We start from the raw sequence: 17,208 nt of genomic DNA on the forward strand, positions 1-17,208 counted from the left end.
CTCGCACGGCAGGCAAGGCGGTGGCCTCCGGCCCGTCATGACCGCTCGGTCACGGACGGCCGGACGATTTGGAGAAGCGGCAGGGAGCGACGCATCCATCGGGCTGGCCATGACCAGCCGTCAGAGGCCGTAAAAGCAGCCGGTGTTGGCCGTGCCGTAGACGATGACCGTCGATCAGCGTCGGTGGCAGCCGTTACGGTGACGGCCGTGACCGACACCAACTACTGGCGGCTCCCGCCCGGGCGGGAGCTCAAGGGATACGGCGAGTGCGCCATCACCGTGGTCCTGCCGCCGTTCCGGCCGTACTCGCCTGCCACTCCCGATGTCGTGGCGAGGTTCGGCCCGCACGACCCGGTACGGGCTCGGGCCTTCGTCGAGTCCTTCCCCACGATCGAGGCCGTTCTCGAGGAACTTCCCCTCACCGACGCCGGGCCCGAGTCCCCGCGGACGGTGGCCGACCTGGACCTGGTCCGGGTCGGATGCTGGGGCAACGTCATCGCGATCTCGGACTGCGCCCTCTCGGGTCGCGGCCTCCACGACTCGCTGCTGGAGCAGACCGATGCCCTGGCCGACCGATTTCCCGACGCCCGGATCGTCGGGTCGGCGAGCGTGGACTGCGGGGAGAACCACACGGAGACCAGTGTCCACCTGCCCGGCGGGCTCAGGCTGCACACCGAAGGGTGGACGGCCACGGACCAGTGCCACGTCGACGGCGACCCGCACGCGGTCGTGCGCGCGCTCGGGATCAGTGCCGACGTCCTCACGGGGGAGTGGGTCGACCTGGACGGTGACCTGACGTCCGTGCCCTGGGAGCACTTCGGCCACATCCTGCTGACGCCGTACAGCCCTTGGGGCTATGACGCCCTCGCGATGTCCCAGTTCCGGGTACGCCACACCGAGGACGCCACGATCCGCATGGAAGAGGCGTGGCTGCTGGAGTGACTGCCGGTCAGGACGAGCGCGCATCCACCATGAGTACTTCGCTTCGCCCTGGATGGGTACGGTCCCGGCATGGAGAAGGTCGAGGCGGTACCCGAGAAGGTGGCCTGGGTTCTGGTGCGCGGCGGCCGGGTGCTGGTGACGCGTGTCCGCGGTGTGGACGTCTTCTACTTCCCCGGTGGGAAGAGGGAACCGGGTGAGTCCGATGCGGAGACCCTGGCGCGCGAGATCGACGAGGAACTCCGGTCCCGAGTCGACACGGCCACGATGGTGCACGTCGGCACGTTCGAGACGCGGAGGGAATCCGACGGACGCATCGAGTTCCGGATGATCTGCTACACCGCCGAGCACACTGGTCCGCTGGTTGCCTCGAGCGAGATCGAGGAGTTGGACTGGTTCGGATACGGCGATCGCGCACGGGTCTCGGCAGTGGACCAGATGGTGTTCGACATGCTGCATTCGGCCGGCCGGCTGCCCTGAGGAGGCACGGTCAGGAGATCGTTGCGGTGCCGGAGGCTCTGGCAGAACGCGTCCGACCGGTTCGGCGGGCCGGCTGAGCCGGTGTCAGGTCGACGATGACGTCCGGGTGCCAGGGGAGGAGGGTGAGATCCTGTCCCTGCAGGGCGAGGACGAGGGCGGTCTCCGGCAGGGTACGGCGTAGTGCGTGGAGGAGTGCGACGGCGGTCGGTCGGTCCAGGCCGGCGGTGGGTTCGTCGAGGAGGAGGATGTGCGGTCGGCGCAGGACGGCGCGGGCGATGGCGAGGCGGCGTCGCTGGCCCTGGGAGAGGGCGCGGCCGGCCGGGCCGACCGGGGTGTCCGGGGGGAGGGTGTCGAGGCCGACCCCTGCCAGGGCTGCTTGCATCTGCGCCGTGGTGGCGAGCGGGGCGGCCAGGCACAGGTTGGCGGCGACGGTCGTGTCGGCGAGCCAGTCGTCGGCCTCGACCAAGGTGAGCACCTCGGCGACGGCCTCGGCCGGCAGGTCCTCGACGGGGGCGCCGCCCAGCCGGATGTGGCCGGAGGTGGTCGGCACGCGTCCGGCGAGCAGCACGGTGGCACGGGCCGGGGCGTACTCGGTGAGCCACTCGGTCAGCCGTGCGACCTCTCCGGTCAACGACTCGGCCAGGTCGGCGTCCCCCGGCCCGCTCCGGTCGGGGCCGGTAGCGGGCAGCGCTGCGGCGAGCAGGCGTCCGCGCAGGGCCGTGCGCACCCGGCGGGCGCCACGCGCGGCAGCCGCGTCGGCGGCGGAGAGCAGCACGGACCGGACGGCGATCCCCGCCAGGACGAGCCCCGCGCCGGGCAGGACCTGCCCGGGCCGGCCGTAGAGCCCGCGCTGCGCGGCCCAGGCCAGACCGGCCGCCCACAGGACGGTGCCCAGCGGCGCCAGCCCGCGCAGCACGCCCGCCCACCGCAACTCCGCACGACCGGGCGCGGCCCACCCGTCCAGCCAGGCGGACACCTCGTCGTCCCGGCCCGCGGCCGGCGGCTGCCCGCCGAGTTCGGCCAGCAGCGCGGTCGGCGCGCTCACGCCCCGCCCCGGGCGGGGTCCGCCTCGGCGCGGTCGAGGTCGAAGACCCCGGCCCGGTGGTCGCGGCGGTCGCCGGCGATCCACGCGGCCAGCGCCGTCCCCGAGAGGAGCGCGATGCCCACGGGGTCGATCCAGGTGGCGACGCCGCCGAAGACGTCCTGGGACACGGCTGCCAGCCCGACGCCCAGGACGGTGAGCAGCGCACGCCGGACGAGGACCACGAGACCGCCGCGCTCGGGCCGTGCCCGGACGGGCCCGGCCGCTCGTACCCGCAGCGGCCCGAGCGGCGCCTCGGGCAGCGGCGTGAACTTGCCCCGGAACGCCCACCACGCGTACGCGTTGTAGGCGAACACCACCGGCATGCACAGCCCCACGACGACCACCAGGAAGGCCTGCGAACCGGGCGGGCTGGACGCCTGATGGAGCGTCAGCCCCGGTGGCACGACCACCGGAGCGGTCGCGGCCACCAGCGCCAGCAGCCCGCAGACCTGGGCCGCGACCACGCCCGCGAAGGGCCGCCAGTCCGGCCGCCGTCCGAAGCCGTGCCAAGCCACCGCACCCGCGATCACCGCTCCGGCCACCGCGCTCCAGTACAGCGCCGCCCGCACCGGCTCGCCGAAGCCGAACCGCTGCGGATCGGCGTCCTCCAGGTCGGACGCGAGGACCAGCGCGGCCACGGCCGTGCCCGCCAGCAGCGGACGCCCGGCCCGCACCGCCCGCTCGCGGGCGGTGCCCTCGGTCTTGTCCTGCAGCCAGGCGGCACCGGCCAGCAGGTAGAGCACCACCAGGCCGAGCGCGCACAGCACGCTGTACGGGGTGAGCCAGTCGAAGGCGCCGCCGCCGAACGAGCCGCCCTGCTGCCGCAGGCCGGAGAGCACGCCGCCGAGCACCAGTCCCTGACAGAGGGTCACGGCGAGCGAGGCGGCGCCGAACAGCAGTGCCCAGCCCCGCCGGTACCCGGCGGCGGCACTCTGGAACTCCAGCCCCATGCCGCGCAGGATGACCGCGAGCAGCAGCCCGATCACCGGCAGGTAGACCCCCGGCAGCACGGTCGCGTAGACGCCGGGCAGCCCGGCCCACAGGGCGACGCCGGCCAGCACCAGCCAGCTCTCGTTGGCGTCCCAGGCGGTGGCGATCAGCTCGCCGTACTCGCGGCGCCGCTCGCCCCTGGCGAACAGGCTGAGCATGCCGACACCCAGGTCGTAGCCGTCCAGGACGACGTACATGCCGAGCGCGAGCAGGACGAGCGCGTAGGTCGCGTACTCAAGCAACGGGGGCCTCCGTTCCGGGAGCGGGCTGCGCGGCGGTGTCCGACGGCGCTTCGGGGCCGGCCTTGACGGTGCGGACGATGTAGCGGACCCAGACCGCGAGCAGGGCCGAGTAGAGGAGCACGAAGGCGGCCAGCGAGGCGGCGGCCTCGGCGGTGGTCAGGTGCGAGAGCGCGTCCGTGGTGCGCAGCTTGCCGTAGACCACCCAGGGCTGCCGCCCGGTCTCGGCGGTGATCCAGCCGCCGGTGATGGCGAGGACGCCGGCCGGGGTCATCCACACCAGCCAGCGCAGGAAGCGGCGGGAGTCGAACAGCCGCCCGCGCAGGCGCAGCACCAGCCCGGTGAAGGCGGTGGCGAACATCGCCAGCGCGGTGACGTACATGGCGCGGAAGCCGTAGAAGGCGCTCCACATGTTCGGCCGCTGGTCGGGCGGGGTCTGCAGCAGGCCGGGCACCTCGGCCCGGCCGGTGAGGTCGTGGCCGATCACCGCGCCCAGGTGCGGCACCGTGACGCGCAGGTCGTTCTCGCCGCGGTCGGTGTCGGGGACGACGAGCAGGTTGTACCCGTTGTTGTCGGTGCGCCAGTTCCCCTCGAAGGCCTGCAGTTTGGCGGGCTGGTGCTCGGCCATGAAGACGGCGGTGGCGTCGCCCAGGTACAGCTGGACGGGCATCAGGACGGCGAGCACGCCGAGGGCGATGGACAGGCAGCGCCGGGCGAGCGGCAGGGCGGCCCGGCGCTGTTTGACCAGGTACCAGGCGGAGATGCCGCCGACGAACCAGCTCGCGCTGATCAGCACGGCCAGCAGCATGTGCGGGAACCGGTAGGTGAAGGCCGGGTTGAGCAGGACCTCGGTCCAGTCGCTCGGGTGGAACTGGCCGGCCGTCTCGGTGTAGCCGGCCGGGTCCTGCATCCAGCTGTTGGCGGACAGGATCCAGGTGGTGGACAGCAGGGTGCCGATGGCCACCATCCAGGAGGCGAGGGCCATGGTGCGGGGCTTGACCCGGCCTTCGCCGTAGAGCATGACGCCGATGAAACCGGCCTCCAGGAAGAACGCCGTGATGACCTCCATCCCGATGGTCACCCCGATGACGGGCCCGACCGCGTGGGCGAAGACGCCCCAGTTGAGGCCGAACTCGAAGGTCATCACGGTGCCCGCGACGACGCCGAGGCCGAAGCCGACCGCGAAGATCTTCTTCCAGAACCGGAAGATCTGCTGGTAGAGCGGGTTGCCGGTGCGCACGTACACGGTCTGCACGACGGCGAGCAGCACGGAGAGGCCGACCGTGAGGGCCGGGAAGGACATGTGGAAGATCGCCGTGACGGCGAACTGCCACCGGGACAGTTCCAGGGCAGCCGGTGAGGCCATGAGGTCTCCGGGAGGGACGCGGGACGGGCGGGAGAAGGGGACTGCTGTACCGGGCTACTCCCGGTACAGCAGGACGGTGGCGCCGGCCAGCACCGCGCTGGCCACCAGCGCCCACGCGGTCTGCCCGTGCAGCACCAGGACGGCGCCCGGCGCGGCCCCGGCGAGCATGGTGACGACCGCGAGGATCCGGCGGCGCTGGCGCGGCGCCGTGCCGCCGGCCGGGCGGGAGTCGGCCGCCAGGCCGGTCAGCGTGAGGGTGAGCACGGTGGTCGTGAGGTCCGGCACCCCGAGGCCGCGCACGGTGCCGTTGCGGATGCCCATCGCCAGCGCGAGCAGCGCGATGACGACGTACTGCGCGGTCCCGGCCACGCCCCAGGCGAAGACGGCCGCGGCCGCCACGCCGTGCAGCGCCACCTCCAGGGCCAGCGCGGAGCGCAGCCGCCGCCCCCGGCCGGAGTCGGGCTGCGGACCGGCCAGCCGGCCGGCCAGTCCCGCGCCGAGCAGGAAGGCGGCGAGCGACGTCACCGAGCCGAGGACGGAGAACCCGGGGGCTCCGGCCAGGGCGAAGCCGATGACGACGACGTTGCCGGTCATGTTCGCCGTGAAGACGTGGCCGAGGCCGAGGTAGCTCACGGCGTCGATCAGCCCGCTGACGGCGGTGAGGGCGAACAGGGCCAGGGCCAGCGGATGGCGGTCGTGGACCTGCGGGCCGGGAAGCGGCTTCGGCCGGTCGACGGCGCCGGAGTCGGCTGCGGGCGTGCTCATGCGGGTTCCTCTCGGAAGTGACGGGTCGTCAGAAGAAACACGGGTCCAGCGGCGCCGCACCCTGCGCGGGCAGGGCGAGGCCGCGTGCTTCGCGCCAGCCGCGCTGCTCGTCGGAGGCCGCGGCGGCCTCCGCCACCAGCTCGGCCTGCCGGAGGCCCGGGCCGGGCGCGGGGGTGGCGTGGTAGCCGCCGAAGCGGGCGACCGGGCTCCAGGGCGGTGTGATCGCGGGCAGGTCGGGGGCGAGGCCCTGGTGCTCGTGGGTGCCGTGGACGATCCGTCCGCCGACCACGGTGAGGACGGCCTCGATGTGCGGGATGTCGGGCTCGGGCACGGCGAAGTAGTCGGCACTGAGCACGGCGACGTCCGCGTAACTGCCCACGGTCAGGCGGCCCTTGACGTCCTGTTCGCCGGTCAGCCGGGCGCCGCCCAGGGTGTACAGCTCCAGGGCCTGTTCGCGGCTGAGCCGGTTGTGCGCGGCGGCGAGGCGGCGTCCGGCGACGTTGCGGCCGGAGACCAGCCAGTGCAGGGCGACCCAGGGGTTGTAGGAGGAGACCCGGGTGGCGTCGGTGCCCGCCGCGACGGTGAGGCCGCGGTCCAGCATGGCCCGCAGCGGGGGCGCCTCGGCGGCGACCGGTGCGCCGTAGCGGGAGAGGAAGGCCTCGCCCTGGAAGGAGAGGCGGTTCTGCACGGAGACGGCACCGCCGAGCGCCGCGATCCGGTCGAGGCTGTCGGGGCTGACGGTCTCGGCGTGGTCGAAGAGCCAGCGGTTGCCCTGCGGGAAGAGGCCCTCGGCGGCGAGCCGCTCGAAGACAGCGAGGTCGCGGCGGATCGTCTCGTCGTAGCTGGCGTGCAGCCGGAAGCCCCAGCCGTGCTCCGTGAGCAGGCGGACAGCCTTCTCGAACTGCGCCTCGTACGGGCCGAGTTGCGGGCGGGGTTCGGTGAAGTTCTCGAAGTCGGCGGCGGCCCAGGTGAGGTTCTCGCCGGCGCCGTTGAGGCGCAGCCAGGCGTCGCCGTCGCCCGGGCGGACGGTGCTGACCCAGCAGGTGAGGTCGTCCAGTTCCTGTCCGGCGGTCTGCGGGAAGAGGTGGTAGGCGATCCGCAGCGTCAGTTCGCCGCGGGCGGCGAGTTCCATGACGGTGCCGTAGTTCTCGGGGAAGGACTGGAAGCCGCCGGCGGCGTCGATCGCCGAGGTGAGGCCGAAACGGTTCAGCTCGCGCAGGAAGTGCCGGGTGGAGGCGGCCCGGTCGGCCTCGTCCAGGGTCGGCGCCTTGGCGAGGGTGGAGTAGAGCAGCAGCGCGCCCGGCGCGGCGACCAGCAGACCGGTCGGGGTGCCGTCGTGGCCGCGGACGATCTGGCCGCCGACCGGGTCCGGGGTGGTGCGGGTGAAGCCTGCGGCGCGCAGTGCGGCCCGGTTGAGCAGCGCCGACTGGTAGAGGTGCAGGACGAAGACGGGGGTGTCGGGCGCCGCGGCGTTGAGCTCGTCCAGGGTGGGCAGCCGCCGCTCGGCGAACTGGTCGGCGGACCAGCCGCCGACCACCCGCACCCACTGGCCGGGCGGGGTGCGCTCCGCCTGGACCCGGAGCATGGCCAGGGCCTGACGCAGCGTCGGCACCCCGTCCCAGCGCAGCTCCAGCACGTAGTTGAGACCGCCGCGGATGACGTGCACGTGTGCGTCGTTGAGTCCGGGGACGGCCCGGCGACCGAGCGCGTCGACGACCCGGGTGTCGGGGCCGACCAGCGGGACGACGTCCGCGTCGTCACCGACCGCGGCGATCAGTCCGTCCCGGACGGCCAGCGCGCTCGCCCGGGGGCGACGCGGGTCGTTGGTGTGCACCTTGGCATTGCGGAGGACGAGGTCGGCGGGCCGGTCGGGCGCGCCGGGGCGGATGCCGGTGACGGGCATGCTGGACAACGGGGGTTTCCCTTCGGGCGGTGGCGGTCGATGGCTCGGCGTGCGGGAGGTCAGTGCGGACTGAGCGCGGCGGGCGGCCGCACGGGGTTTCAGGCGGCCGGCCGTGGCGCTGCCGCGAGGGTTAGCGCGGCGAGTTCGCCTTTCCGCTGACAGGCCGGCCCGGTGGGACCGCCCCGGCGAACCTAGGCGGGCGACTGTGTCCGGAGTGCCTTCGCAGTGCACTGCCGATGGCCTCGCAGTGCACGGTGCGGGGCGGCTGAGCTGCGGTTCGCCGGCGGTGCAGTGTCGGAACAGCCCCGGGCACGGAGCGAGCAGCCGGGGCGGGCAACGCGCACTAGCGTCGCCGGACGTGACGCCCCGTCGACCCGGCGGGAGCGTCCTGACGATCCGTCAACTCCCTCACGTGCCAAGGAGAAGAACCATGGCTGACATCGCCGCCGTCCAGGCCGGCCCGAGCCCCGATCTGCTCACCCCGGACAACGCGATGATGCTGTTCGTGGACCACCAGCCGCAGATGTTCTTCGGCACCGGCAGCGGCGACCGCACCTCCATCATCAACTCGACCGTCGGCCTGGCGAAGGCTGCGAAGGTCTTCGACGTACCGGTGGTGCTCTCCACCGTGGCGGCGGAGTCCTTCTCCGGTCCGATCCTCCCGCAACTGCGGGAGGTCTTCCCCGACCAGGAGGTCATCGACCGGACCAGCATGAACGCCTGGGAGAATGCGGCCCTGGTCGAGGCGGTCAAGGCGACCGGCCGCAGCAAGATCATCCTGTCGGGCCTGTGGACCGAGGTCTGCCTGGTCCTGCCTGCGCTGTCGGCGCTGGAGCAGGGCTACGAGGTGTACGTGGTCGCGGACGCCTCCGGCGGCGTGAGCCCGCAGGCGCACGAGCACGCCCTCCAGCGGATGACCGCCGCCGGGGCCGTGCCGGTCACCTGGGTGCAGGTGCTGCTGGAGCTCCAGCGCGACTGGGCCCGGGCCGAGACCTACGTGGCCGTGACGGACCTGGTGAAGGAGCACGGCGGCGCCTACGGCATGGGCATCGTCTACGCCCAGTCGATGATCAACCCGCACGCCGCCGGCTGACGGCCGGCACCGAACCACCGGAGTCCGACATGAACACGGGCCTTCTCCTGCTGCGACTGGTCGCCGGCCTGCTCGTCGCGGGTCACGGCGTCCAGAAGATCAGCTTCCACCTCGGCGGCAGCGGACTGGCCGGCGGCACCGCGGAGTTCCGCGGCGACGGCTTCCGCGGCGGGCGGCTCACCGCGCTCGCCGCGGGCGGCACTCAGCTCGGCGCCGGGCTGCTGCTCGCGCTCGGCCTGCTCACCCCGCTGGCCGCCGCGGGAGTGATGGGCGTGATGACCGTCGCCCTCACCGTCAAGTGGCCGCACGGGCTGTGGGTGCAGCACGACGGGTTCGAGTACCCGCTCGTCCTGATCGTCATCGGCGCGGTGCTGGCCGCCACCGGCCCCGGCCAGTGGTCGCTCGACGGCGCCCTCGGCCTGGCCCACTGGCCGCTGTGGTGGCTGCCGCTGGCCGTTGCCCTCGGCGTCGGCGGCGGTCTGGCCACCAGGCTCGCCCTGCACCGGAACTGACCGTTTGTGGCGTGGGCCCCGAGGCTGCTTGCGCCTCGGGGCCAACTTAGGTCGGCTCAGAGGCCGAACCTGGCGCGGTGGGAGGCGGGAACCAGGTCGGCGTACTCCGGGTGCTTGGTGATCCACCCCCGGATGAAGGGGCAGTAGGGCAGCACGGCGAGCTTCTGCTCGCGGGCCGCGTCCAGCGCTGCGCGCGCCAGCTTGCCGGCCAGGCCCTGGCCTTCGAAGCGCGAGTCGACCTCGGTGTGAATGAACGCGATCTCGTCGCCCGAGCGGTGGTACTCCGCGAAGCCGGCGCGCTCGCCGTCCACGTGGATCTCGAACCGCGACTTCTCGGCGTTGTCGACGACGATCTGCTCCATGACTCCTCCTTCTCGCGGCGGCCCGGGCGGGCCGACGCTCACACTGTAGTTGAATCCTCAACATCTGTCTCCCCGGAGCGAGTCAGTGACCGCTCGGTGATCCGGTGACCAGGCTCAGTGGTCGTCGGTGAGGTGGCTCAGTTCGGCTTCCCAGTCGATGAGTTCGGCTTCGGTGCCGCGTGGGACCAGGGCGTAGCTCTCGTTGCGGAGCCAGCTGCGCAGTGGCCTGGCGGGGAGGCCGAGCAGGGCTGTGCCGTCGGGGCCGATGAGCATGATCCGCAGTTGTCCGCGGCCGCGGCAGACGCACGGTGGCCAGATCCGTACGTCGCCGAGGCCGGCGGGCTTGTGCAGGCCCTCCCAGAGCAGGTCGCGGGAGAAGCTCCACGCCTCGCTGCGAGCCGCGGAGTCGGGGAACTCCAGGACCACGGCGAAGGGTGCGTCGCGGGAGTACCGGAAGCACACCGACAGGTCGAGGAACTGGCCTTCCCCGAGGAGAAGTCGGGCCTCCAGCGGGAGCGCCGTGGGAGCGGGACCCTGGTCGTGCAGCGGGTGGCGTCCGGGCACGGTACCTCCTGGGTGGTGAGGGTGGTGCGGCCGGTCAGCCGGTGGCCTGCGCGGCTTCGGTGATCGTGCGGGCGACCGTGTCGGGGGCGGTCAGCAGGGAGAGGTGTCCGGCGGGGACCTGCACGATGTGCGAGCCCGCCCGGCGTGCCATGGCCAGCTGTTCGGTCGGCGGGATCACCTGGTCCTCGGTCCCGACGACCGCCCAGGACGGGAGGGTCTTCCAGGCCGGCGGCCCGGAGGGCTCCGAGCCCGCGCTGACGGCGAACGGCCGCTGCCCCGCGGCCAGCAGCCGGGCCTGCGCCGCCGGGACACCGTTCGCGAAACACTGGCCGAAGCCCCGATAGGCGCCGTTGGGGGCGTACTTGAGGTACGCGTCGACATCGCCGGCCGGTCCGCCGGGGTACGGCACCAGGTCGAGGAAGGTCGTCGGATCGGCCGTGACGCAGGAGCCGGGCTGCGCCGCGTTGAGCGCGAACACGGTGTCGCCCTGGTCCGGGACGTACGCGTCGACGTAGACGAGGGCCCGTACGTTGGTGGTCTGGGTGGCGGTGTTGGTGATGACCATGCCGCCGTACGAGTGGCCGACCAGGACCACCGGGCCGGGGACGGTCGCGACGAAGTCGGCGACGGTCTCGGCGTCGGTCCGGACGCCGCGCAGCGGGTTCGGCGGCGCGACGACCGGGTAGCCGGCCTTCACCAACCGGCTGATCACGGGGTTCCAGCTGGACGCGTCGGCCCAGGCCCCGTGGACCAGCACGATGGTGGGCTTGTCGTGCTCCGGCTGCCGGTCGACGGCCATGACCGCGGGCTGATCGGCGGCCACGACGGCCTGTGCCGGGGCCAGCGTGGCGGCGGCGGCACCGAGCAGCGACGCCAGTGCGAGGACGCGGCCCGCACGGCGACGGGTCGGGATGGTGGGCAACGGGGTCTCCTTCGAACGGAGTTGACGGGAGGTCAGGGCGGGCGGGGCCCGTCGGTGGGCGGGCCCCGCCCACCGGTCACGCCCCGGGTCGGGGGGTGACCACGAGGTGTTCGGCGAGGAACCAGACCTGGGCCTCACCGGTGCGGATGACCTGGGAGACCAGGAGGTCCTGGGTGCCGTCGTCGCCGAGCTGCGCGGTGCGGCCGGCCGCGTCGCGGGCCTCGGCCAGGATCGTCTCGTGGGCGTCGAGGAGCCGCGAGAGCATCGCGGGCACGTCCTCGACCCCGTCCGGCGGACGCGGCACGCCGGTGATCTCGGCGGCGTGGCGGGGATCGCCCACGGCGACGCCGCCCAGGCTCTGCACCCGCTCGGCGAGCACGTCGACCAGGTTCAGCTGCTCCTGGGCGTGCTTGTCGAACAGCAGGTGCAGCTGGTACGAGGTCGGGCCGTGCGCGCCCCAGTGGTGCTTCTTGTACAGGGCGTACAGGAACTGGGTGTCCGCGAGGATGCGGTTGAGCCGCTGGCAGGAGTACTGCCGGGCGTCGTGGGCCAGCGCGATCGGCAACTGCGTGACGGTGCCGAACGCGTGGACCTCGGGGCCGTGCTGGTGGAGTCGGGGCTGGCTGGTCATGGGTTCTCCCGGTCAGGCGGTGACGGAGCGGACGGCGGTGCGGATCAGGTCGGCGACCTGCTCGGGCCGGGAGAGCATCACCAGGTGCGAGGAGTCGGCCTCGACGGTGGTCATCCCGGCCCGCCGGTAGCCGAACCGTTCGACCTCGGGGTTGATGGTCCGGTCGGCGGTGCAGACCAGCCCCCAGGACGGCTTGGTCCGCCACGCGGCGACCGGCGCGGCCTCGGCGAAGGCCGCGGCGGCGAGCGGGCGCTGCGAGACCGCGAGGACCCGGGCCAGCGCCGGGTCCACGTCGGCGGCGAAGATCGCCGGGAAGCGGTCGGTCTCGACCGAGACGTCGGTGCCCTCGCCGCCGCCCTCCAGCGGGAACGGCCGGTACACCAGCGCGTCCGCGAGCTCCGAGGCGGGGAAGCGGCCCTGCAGCGCGCCCAGGCTCTCCCCTTCCTCCAGCGCGTAACCCGCCAGGTACACCAGCGCCTTGACGTTCTCCTCGGCGCCGGCGACGGTGATCACGGCGCCGCCGTAGGAGTGGCCGACCAGCACGACCGGGCCGGGGATCTGCCGGACCACCGAGGCGAGGTACGCGGCGTCGCCGGTCAGACTGCGGTTGGGCACGGCCGGTGCCACCACCTGCAGGCCGTCGGCCAGCAGCGCGGGGATGACCCGCGCGAAGCTGGAGGCGTCGGCGAACGCGCCGTGCACCAGCACCACGGTGGGAGTGTCGTTCGTCATTCCGACTCCTTCAGGGTGCCGGGGGTGTCCTGGTGGAGCGCCTCGCGGAGCGTCTGGACCGCGAGCGTGATGGCGCCCTGCGCGGACCTCGACGGCCGCAGCGCGTTGAGCATCACGAAGTCGTGGATGGTGCCGAGGAACCGGACGGCGGTGACCGGCACGCCGGCCTGCCGCAGCTTCACCGCGTACGCCTCGCCCTCGTCGCGCAGCACGTCGGCCTCGCCGGTGATGACCAGCGCCGGCGGCAGTCCGGTGAGCTGCTCGACGGTCGCGCGCAGCGGGGAGGCGGTGATCTCGGCGCGCTGGGCGGGGTCGGTGGTGTACTGGTCCCAGAACCACTGCATGCCGTCGCGGCGCAGGAAGTAGCCGGTCGCGAACCGGTGGTAGGAGTCGGTGTCGAAGGCGGCGTCGGTGACCGGGTAGAACAGCACCTGCAGCACCAGCGGGACGCCGCCGCGCTCCTTGGCCATCAGGGTGAGCGCCGCGCTCATGTTGCCGCCCACGGAGTCACCGGCCACGGCGAAGCGGGTGGCGTCCAGCCCCTTGGTGGCCCCGTCGGTCACCACCCAGCGGGCCACCGCGAAGTTCTGCTCGATCGCGACCGGGTAGCGGGCCTCGGGTGACAGGTCGTACTCCGGGAAGACGACCGCGGCGTGCGCGCCGACGGCCAGCTCGCGCACCAGGCGGTCGTGGGTGTGGGCGTTGCCGAACACCCAGCCCGCGCCGTGGATGTAGAGGACGACGGGGAGCGGACCGGTGGCACCGGCCGGGCGCACGATCCGGGCGCGGACCGAGCCGGTCGGGCCGCCCGCCACCTCGACCCACTCCTCGTCGGTCTCCGGCGCGGCGACCTCGCCGGACTGCACCTGGTCGACCGCCTCGCGGCCCTTGGCCGGGGCCAGTTCGAAGAGGTACGGCGGGTTCGCGGTGGCCTCGGCGAAGGCCTGGGCTTCGGGCTCCAGGGTCGGGCCGGCGCCGACGCCCTGCTGCTCGGACATGGTGATCACCTTCGGATCTCGTCGTTCTGACTGGTGCTCACCAGGCTAGGAACGTGCAGGTGGGGGACTGTCCCGACGGCGCACACCTTCCAGCCGCTCCGCGCACTCGATCGTTTCGTCCATCTCCTCCGGGACGGTAAGAATGGTCCGGAAGACCACGGCGGAACGGGCTGGAGTGCGATGAGTGACGAGGGCGGGACGCGGTTCGGCCGGCTGCTGCGGGAGCTCCGGCAGGCCCGCGGTCTGACGATCGAGGAGCTGGCGGAGGCCTCCGGCGTCTCGGGGCGCGCGATCGGCGACATGGAACGCGGCCGGAGCCTGCGTCCGCAGCGCGGCACCGTCACCGCGATCGCCCAGGGCCTCGCGCTGGACGAGGCCGCGCACGCCGAACTCCTGGCCGTCGCCCGCACCGGCCGCACCGGCCACCGGCCCGCGGCCGCCGTCACCGCCCCGCCCTGCGCGCTGCCCCGCGGCGTCCGCGACTTCGTCGGTCGGCGGGCGGAGCTCACCGCGCTGCGCGAACTCGCCCACCGGAGCGCGGCGGACGAGGGGAGCGCGGCACCGCCGGTGGCGGTGGTGTTCGGCGCGCCGGGCAGCGGCAAGACCTCGCTGGCCGTCCGGCTGGCCGAACAGCTCGCGCCGGAACTCGCCGACGGGGCCTTCCTGCTGGACCTGCAGGGGCTGGACGCGCAGCCGCTGTCGCCGCAGGAGGCGGTGCTGCGCCTGCTGGCGGCCTGGGGCGCGGGTGACCAGGACCTGGTCCAGCTGAGCCCCGAGGAACGCCTCGCGCGCTACCAGGCAGCCGCGGGCAAGGTCCACGGGGTCCTGGTCCTGGACAACGCCGGCCACGAGTCCCAGGTCCGCCCCCTGCTGCCGCGCGAAGGGCGGCTGCTGGTGGTGGTGACCAGCCGTCACACCATGGCCGGCCTGGAGGGGGTGCGGCGGGTGGAACTGCCCGCACTCGATCCGCAGGAGTCCGGCTCCCTGCTGCGTGCGGTGGTCGGCGCCGCCCGGGTGGACGCGGAACCCGACGCGGCCCGGACGATCGCCGAGCTGTGCGGCCAACTGCCGCTCGCCGTGCGCGTCGCCGCCAACTGGGCCGCCACCCGCACGAACTGGAGCCTGCAGCGGCTGGCCACCCGGCTCACCGACGAGGACCGCCGGCTGGACTCGCTCAGCGCGGGCGACCTGCGCGTCAACTCCGCCTTCTCGCTGTCCTACTCACGCCTCGCTCCGGCGGCCGCCCGGATGTTCCGGCTGCTGTCGCTGATCCCCGGGCCGGACTTCAGCATCCCGTTGGCAGCCGTCCTCGCACAGGTCTCCCCGTTCGACGCCGAGGACCTGCTGGAGGAACTGCTCGAGGCGGGCCTGCTGATGACCCATCGGGAAGACCGGTACCGCCTGCACGACCTGCTGCGCCTGTACGCCAGGGCGCAGCTGCGCCAGGAGGACGGCGAGGCGCGGTCGGCCGCCTCCGGCAGCCGGCTGCGCAGCTGGCTGCTCGACACCGCCGCCACCGCCGGACGGTGGCACGAACCGGGCCACGGCGCGCCGGCCCCGGACCGCGGGCAACCGGCCGCCCTGGCGAGCCCCGAGCAGGCCATGGGCTGGCTCAAGGCGGAGCGCGCCAACTGGCTGGCCGCCTTCCGGGAGGCCGCCGAACTCGGCGAGCACGCCGCGGTCGACGAGATCGGTGCGGCCATGTGCCTGGTCTCCGACAACTGGGTGTCCGCGGACCACTGGATCGAGGTCTTCGACGCCGCGGCCCGGGCGGCCGCCGCCCTGGGCGAACCCGCGCACCAGGCCGGCCACCTGAACGACCTCGCCTGGGCGTACTGGGTGTGCGAGGGCCGGTACGAGGACGCGGTCGCCGCCGCGACGCAGGCGCTCGACCTGGCCCGGGCCTGCGGCGACCTGACCCAGCAAGCCCGGGCGCACAACCGGTTCTGCGTGCTGGACGCCGCCGTCGGCGCGACCTCCTCCGCTGCCGACCACTGCCGGCTGGCCATGGACCTCTTCATGGCGGTGGACGACGTCAACGGCTACCTCCCGGCCTGCAACCTGAGCCTGCGGCTGCTGGAGATGGCCGGCCGCTTCGAGGAGGCGATCGAGACCCACCGGGAGGTCCTGACGGTCCTCGCCGATCCGCACTACGCCGACCGCATACCCGAGAGCGTGCGGGGTCTCACCCGGCTGATCGCCACCTACTACGTGTCCCTCGTGCACCTGAACCGCGGCCACTGGGCCGAGGCGGTCGACACCCTGCGCCCGACCCGCGGGCAGCTCGAGCTGCGCGGCTACCACCGGGTGGCGGCCAAGGCCCACCTCCACCTGGCCCACGCCCTCGTCCACCTCGGGGAGCACGACGAGGCCGGGGCCGAGTACCGCACCGTCCTCACCTTCGAGGACCGCGTCCCCGCCGACCTGGTCGAGCTGGCCCGGACCGCGCTCGCAGCCCTCGCCGTAGGGACACCCGCCCCGCCCACCCACTTCGACTGAGGCTCCGGCGATCCGACAGACCGTCGGTCATACCCCGCCCGCGATCTGACAGACCATCGGTCGTGCGCAGCCGTGATCCGACAGGCCGTCGGTCAGGCGGCGACGCCGTACCTGACGCCCTCGCGCCACTCGCTCGGGGAGACGCCGTAGGCGGACCGGAAGGCCCGGCTGAAGTGACTGGCGCTCACGAACCCCCACCGGCCCGCGACCGCCGCCACCGTCAGCTGACCCGCCGTCGGGCGGGCCAGGTCCCGCCGGGCCATGTCCAGCCGCTGCCGCTGGATCCAGCGGGCCACCGTCAGGCTCTCGAAGTGGAAGAGCTTGTGCAGGTACCGCACCGACAGGTGGTTGGCCGCGGCGATCCGCTCCGGCGACAGGTCGGGGTCACCGAGGTGGCGCAGGATGTGGTCCTTCACCCGCGCCAGCGCGACACCGGCCGCCTCCGGCGCGTCCGGCACCGACCGGCCGCGGCGCTCGTCGGCGAGCACCGCGAGCAGGTCCAGGGCCGTGGTGGCGAGTCGGCCCGCGACGGCCGGTTCGAGCGAGTCGGCCGAGCGAGCCAGGTTCTGCAGGTAGGCGGACACCAACGCCGCGGTGCCGCTGCCGGTGTCGAAGGCCGTCGCCGTGAGCACCCGCAGGTCCTCGTCGGACACGCCCACGGCGGCGCGCGGCCAGTGGAAGGCCGTGAAGTCGAACGGCTCCGACAACTCCTTGGTGAACGGCCGCCCCGCGTCGGAGATCGCGAAACCGCCCGGCCGGAGCAGCACCTGGTGGCCGTCCTGCGCGAGCCGGGCGGTCCCGCGGTGCTGGAGCGCCAGCGTGAGGTGGTCCTCGCCGCCGCCGGCGATCAGGCCGGCGCTGCGCACCACCTGCTGCGGACCGGCCTGCACCCGGGAGACCTGCAGGGCGCCCACGCGCCGGCTGGTGATGGTCGCGGCGGCGGGCGCGCTCTCCAGCAGCGACACGTCCAGCGGGATGAAGGTGTGGGAGACCGCCTCGTGCCAGTACTCGGCTCGTTCGGCGGTCGGAACCGGGGCGGTGTCGAGAACGACGGGCATCGGCACTCCTCGGGCGGGTTCTCGGACGGACCGGACCATCCCATCGCCGTGCACCGCCCCGGACCAGGAAG

The 17,208-nt window shown here is 73.5% G+C and carries 17 protein-coding genes; 5 read left to right on the forward strand and 12 right to left on the reverse strand.

The window, feature by feature from the left end:
- Window positions 1–207 precede the first annotated feature (207 nt).
- Window positions 208–942, forward strand: a complete 735-nt coding sequence (locus tag AB0K51_RS14725) for a DUF6333 family protein (RefSeq protein WP_363454346.1) — start codon at window positions 208–210, stop codon at window positions 940–942.
- A 69-nt stretch (window positions 943–1,011) separates the two neighbouring features.
- Window positions 1,012–1,419, forward strand: a complete 408-nt coding sequence (locus tag AB0K51_RS14730; RefSeq protein WP_363454348.1) for an NUDIX domain-containing protein — start codon at window positions 1,012–1,014, stop codon at window positions 1,417–1,419.
- Between the two features lie 10 nt (window positions 1,420–1,429).
- Here AB0K51_RS14730 and AB0K51_RS14735 read toward each other — a convergent pair whose 3' ends face one another.
- The 5 genes from AB0K51_RS14735 to AB0K51_RS14755 are packed head-to-tail and all read right to left on the reverse strand — an operon-like array spanning window position 1,430 to window position 7,766.
- A complete protein-coding gene (locus AB0K51_RS14735; protein ID WP_363454350.1) occupies window positions 1,430–2,464 on the reverse strand; it encodes an ABC transporter ATP-binding protein in 1,035 nt (344 codons plus the stop codon).
- Window positions 2,461–3,735: a cytochrome d ubiquinol oxidase subunit II gene (locus AB0K51_RS14740; protein WP_363454352.1), complete on the reverse strand. Its 1,275-nt coding sequence runs from the start codon at window positions 3,733–3,735 to the stop codon at window positions 2,461–2,463. Before AB0K51_RS14740 ends, AB0K51_RS14735 begins: the two co-directional genes overlap by 4 nt.
- The gene (locus AB0K51_RS14745) at window positions 3,728–5,098 is read right to left on the reverse strand and encodes a cytochrome ubiquinol oxidase subunit I (RefSeq protein WP_363454354.1); all 1,371 of its coding nucleotides are present in this window, start codon (window positions 5,096–5,098) and stop codon (window positions 3,728–3,730) included. The genes AB0K51_RS14740 and AB0K51_RS14745 overlap by 8 nt, the downstream gene beginning before the upstream one ends.
- 54 nt (window positions 5,099–5,152) lie before the next feature.
- Window positions 5,153–5,863: a YoaK family protein gene (locus tag AB0K51_RS14750; RefSeq protein ID WP_363454356.1), complete on the reverse strand. Its 711-nt coding sequence runs from the start codon at window positions 5,861–5,863 to the stop codon at window positions 5,153–5,155.
- Window positions 5,864–5,891: 28 nt separating this feature from the next.
- Window positions 5,892–7,766, reverse strand: coding sequence for an amidohydrolase (locus AB0K51_RS14755; protein ID WP_363454430.1), 1,875 nt, complete (start codon window positions 7,764–7,766; stop codon window positions 5,892–5,894).
- 430 nt (window positions 7,767–8,196) lie between these two features.
- Here AB0K51_RS14755 and AB0K51_RS14760 point away from each other — a divergent pair, with 430 nt between their 5' ends.
- Together AB0K51_RS14760 and AB0K51_RS14765 are read left to right on the forward strand one after the other, a co-directional pair.
- Window positions 8,197–8,859, forward strand: coding sequence for a hydrolase (locus tag AB0K51_RS14760; RefSeq protein WP_363454358.1), 663 nt, complete (start codon window positions 8,197–8,199; stop codon window positions 8,857–8,859).
- 29 nt (window positions 8,860–8,888) lie between these two features.
- Window positions 8,889–9,371 carry a DoxX family membrane protein gene (locus tag AB0K51_RS14765; protein WP_363454360.1) on the forward strand — a complete coding sequence of 161 codons (483 nt, stop codon included), beginning with the start codon at window positions 8,889–8,891 and terminating at the stop codon, window positions 9,369–9,371.
- A 56-nt stretch (window positions 9,372–9,427) separates the two neighbouring features.
- Here the strand turns inward: AB0K51_RS14765 and AB0K51_RS14770 are convergent, their stop codons facing one another.
- The 6 genes from AB0K51_RS14770 to AB0K51_RS14795 form a co-directional block, all read right to left on the reverse strand.
- A complete protein-coding gene (locus AB0K51_RS14770; RefSeq protein WP_363454362.1) occupies window positions 9,428–9,733 on the reverse strand; it encodes a GNAT family N-acetyltransferase in 306 nt (101 codons plus the stop codon).
- 114 nt (window positions 9,734–9,847) lie between these two features.
- Window positions 9,848–10,297 carry an SsgA family sporulation/cell division regulator gene (locus AB0K51_RS14775; RefSeq protein WP_363454364.1) on the reverse strand — a complete coding sequence of 150 codons (450 nt, stop codon included), beginning with the start codon at window positions 10,295–10,297 and terminating at the stop codon, window positions 9,848–9,850.
- 34 nt (window positions 10,298–10,331) lie between these two features.
- Window positions 10,332–11,219, reverse strand: a complete 888-nt coding sequence (locus AB0K51_RS14780; RefSeq protein WP_363454366.1) for an alpha/beta hydrolase — start codon at window positions 11,217–11,219, stop codon at window positions 10,332–10,334.
- A 76-nt stretch (window positions 11,220–11,295) separates the two neighbouring features.
- Window positions 11,296–11,850: a DNA starvation/stationary phase protection protein gene (locus tag AB0K51_RS14785; protein ID WP_363454368.1), complete on the reverse strand. Its 555-nt coding sequence runs from the start codon at window positions 11,848–11,850 to the stop codon at window positions 11,296–11,298.
- A gap of 12 nt (window positions 11,851–11,862) precedes the next feature.
- Window positions 11,863–12,582 carry an alpha/beta hydrolase gene (locus tag AB0K51_RS14790; protein ID WP_363454370.1) on the reverse strand — a complete coding sequence of 240 codons (720 nt, stop codon included), beginning with the start codon at window positions 12,580–12,582 and terminating at the stop codon, window positions 11,863–11,865.
- On the reverse strand, window positions 12,579–13,580 hold the full coding sequence (locus AB0K51_RS14795; RefSeq protein ID WP_363454372.1) for an alpha/beta hydrolase: 1,002 nt from the start codon (window positions 13,578–13,580) through the stop codon (window positions 12,579–12,581). Before AB0K51_RS14795 ends, AB0K51_RS14790 begins: the two co-directional genes overlap by 4 nt.
- A gap of 180 nt (window positions 13,581–13,760) precedes the next feature.
- Here AB0K51_RS14795 and AB0K51_RS14800 point away from each other — a divergent pair, with 180 nt between their 5' ends.
- Window positions 13,761–16,079, forward strand: a complete 2,319-nt coding sequence (locus AB0K51_RS14800) for a helix-turn-helix domain-containing protein (RefSeq protein WP_363454374.1) — start codon at window positions 13,761–13,763, stop codon at window positions 16,077–16,079.
- Window positions 16,080–16,171: 92 nt separating this feature from the next.
- Here AB0K51_RS14800 and AB0K51_RS14805 read toward each other — a convergent pair whose 3' ends face one another.
- Window positions 16,172–17,137 carry a helix-turn-helix domain-containing protein gene (locus AB0K51_RS14805; RefSeq protein ID WP_363454376.1) on the reverse strand — a complete coding sequence of 322 codons (966 nt, stop codon included), beginning with the start codon at window positions 17,135–17,137 and terminating at the stop codon, window positions 16,172–16,174.
- Between the last annotated feature and the right edge of the window lie 71 nt (window positions 17,138–17,208).

The sequence above is a fragment of the Kitasatospora sp. NPDC049285 genome, assembly GCF_040678815.1.
In the GTDB taxonomy this organism is placed as follows: Bacteria; Actinomycetota; Actinomycetes; order Streptomycetales; family Streptomycetaceae; genus Kitasatospora.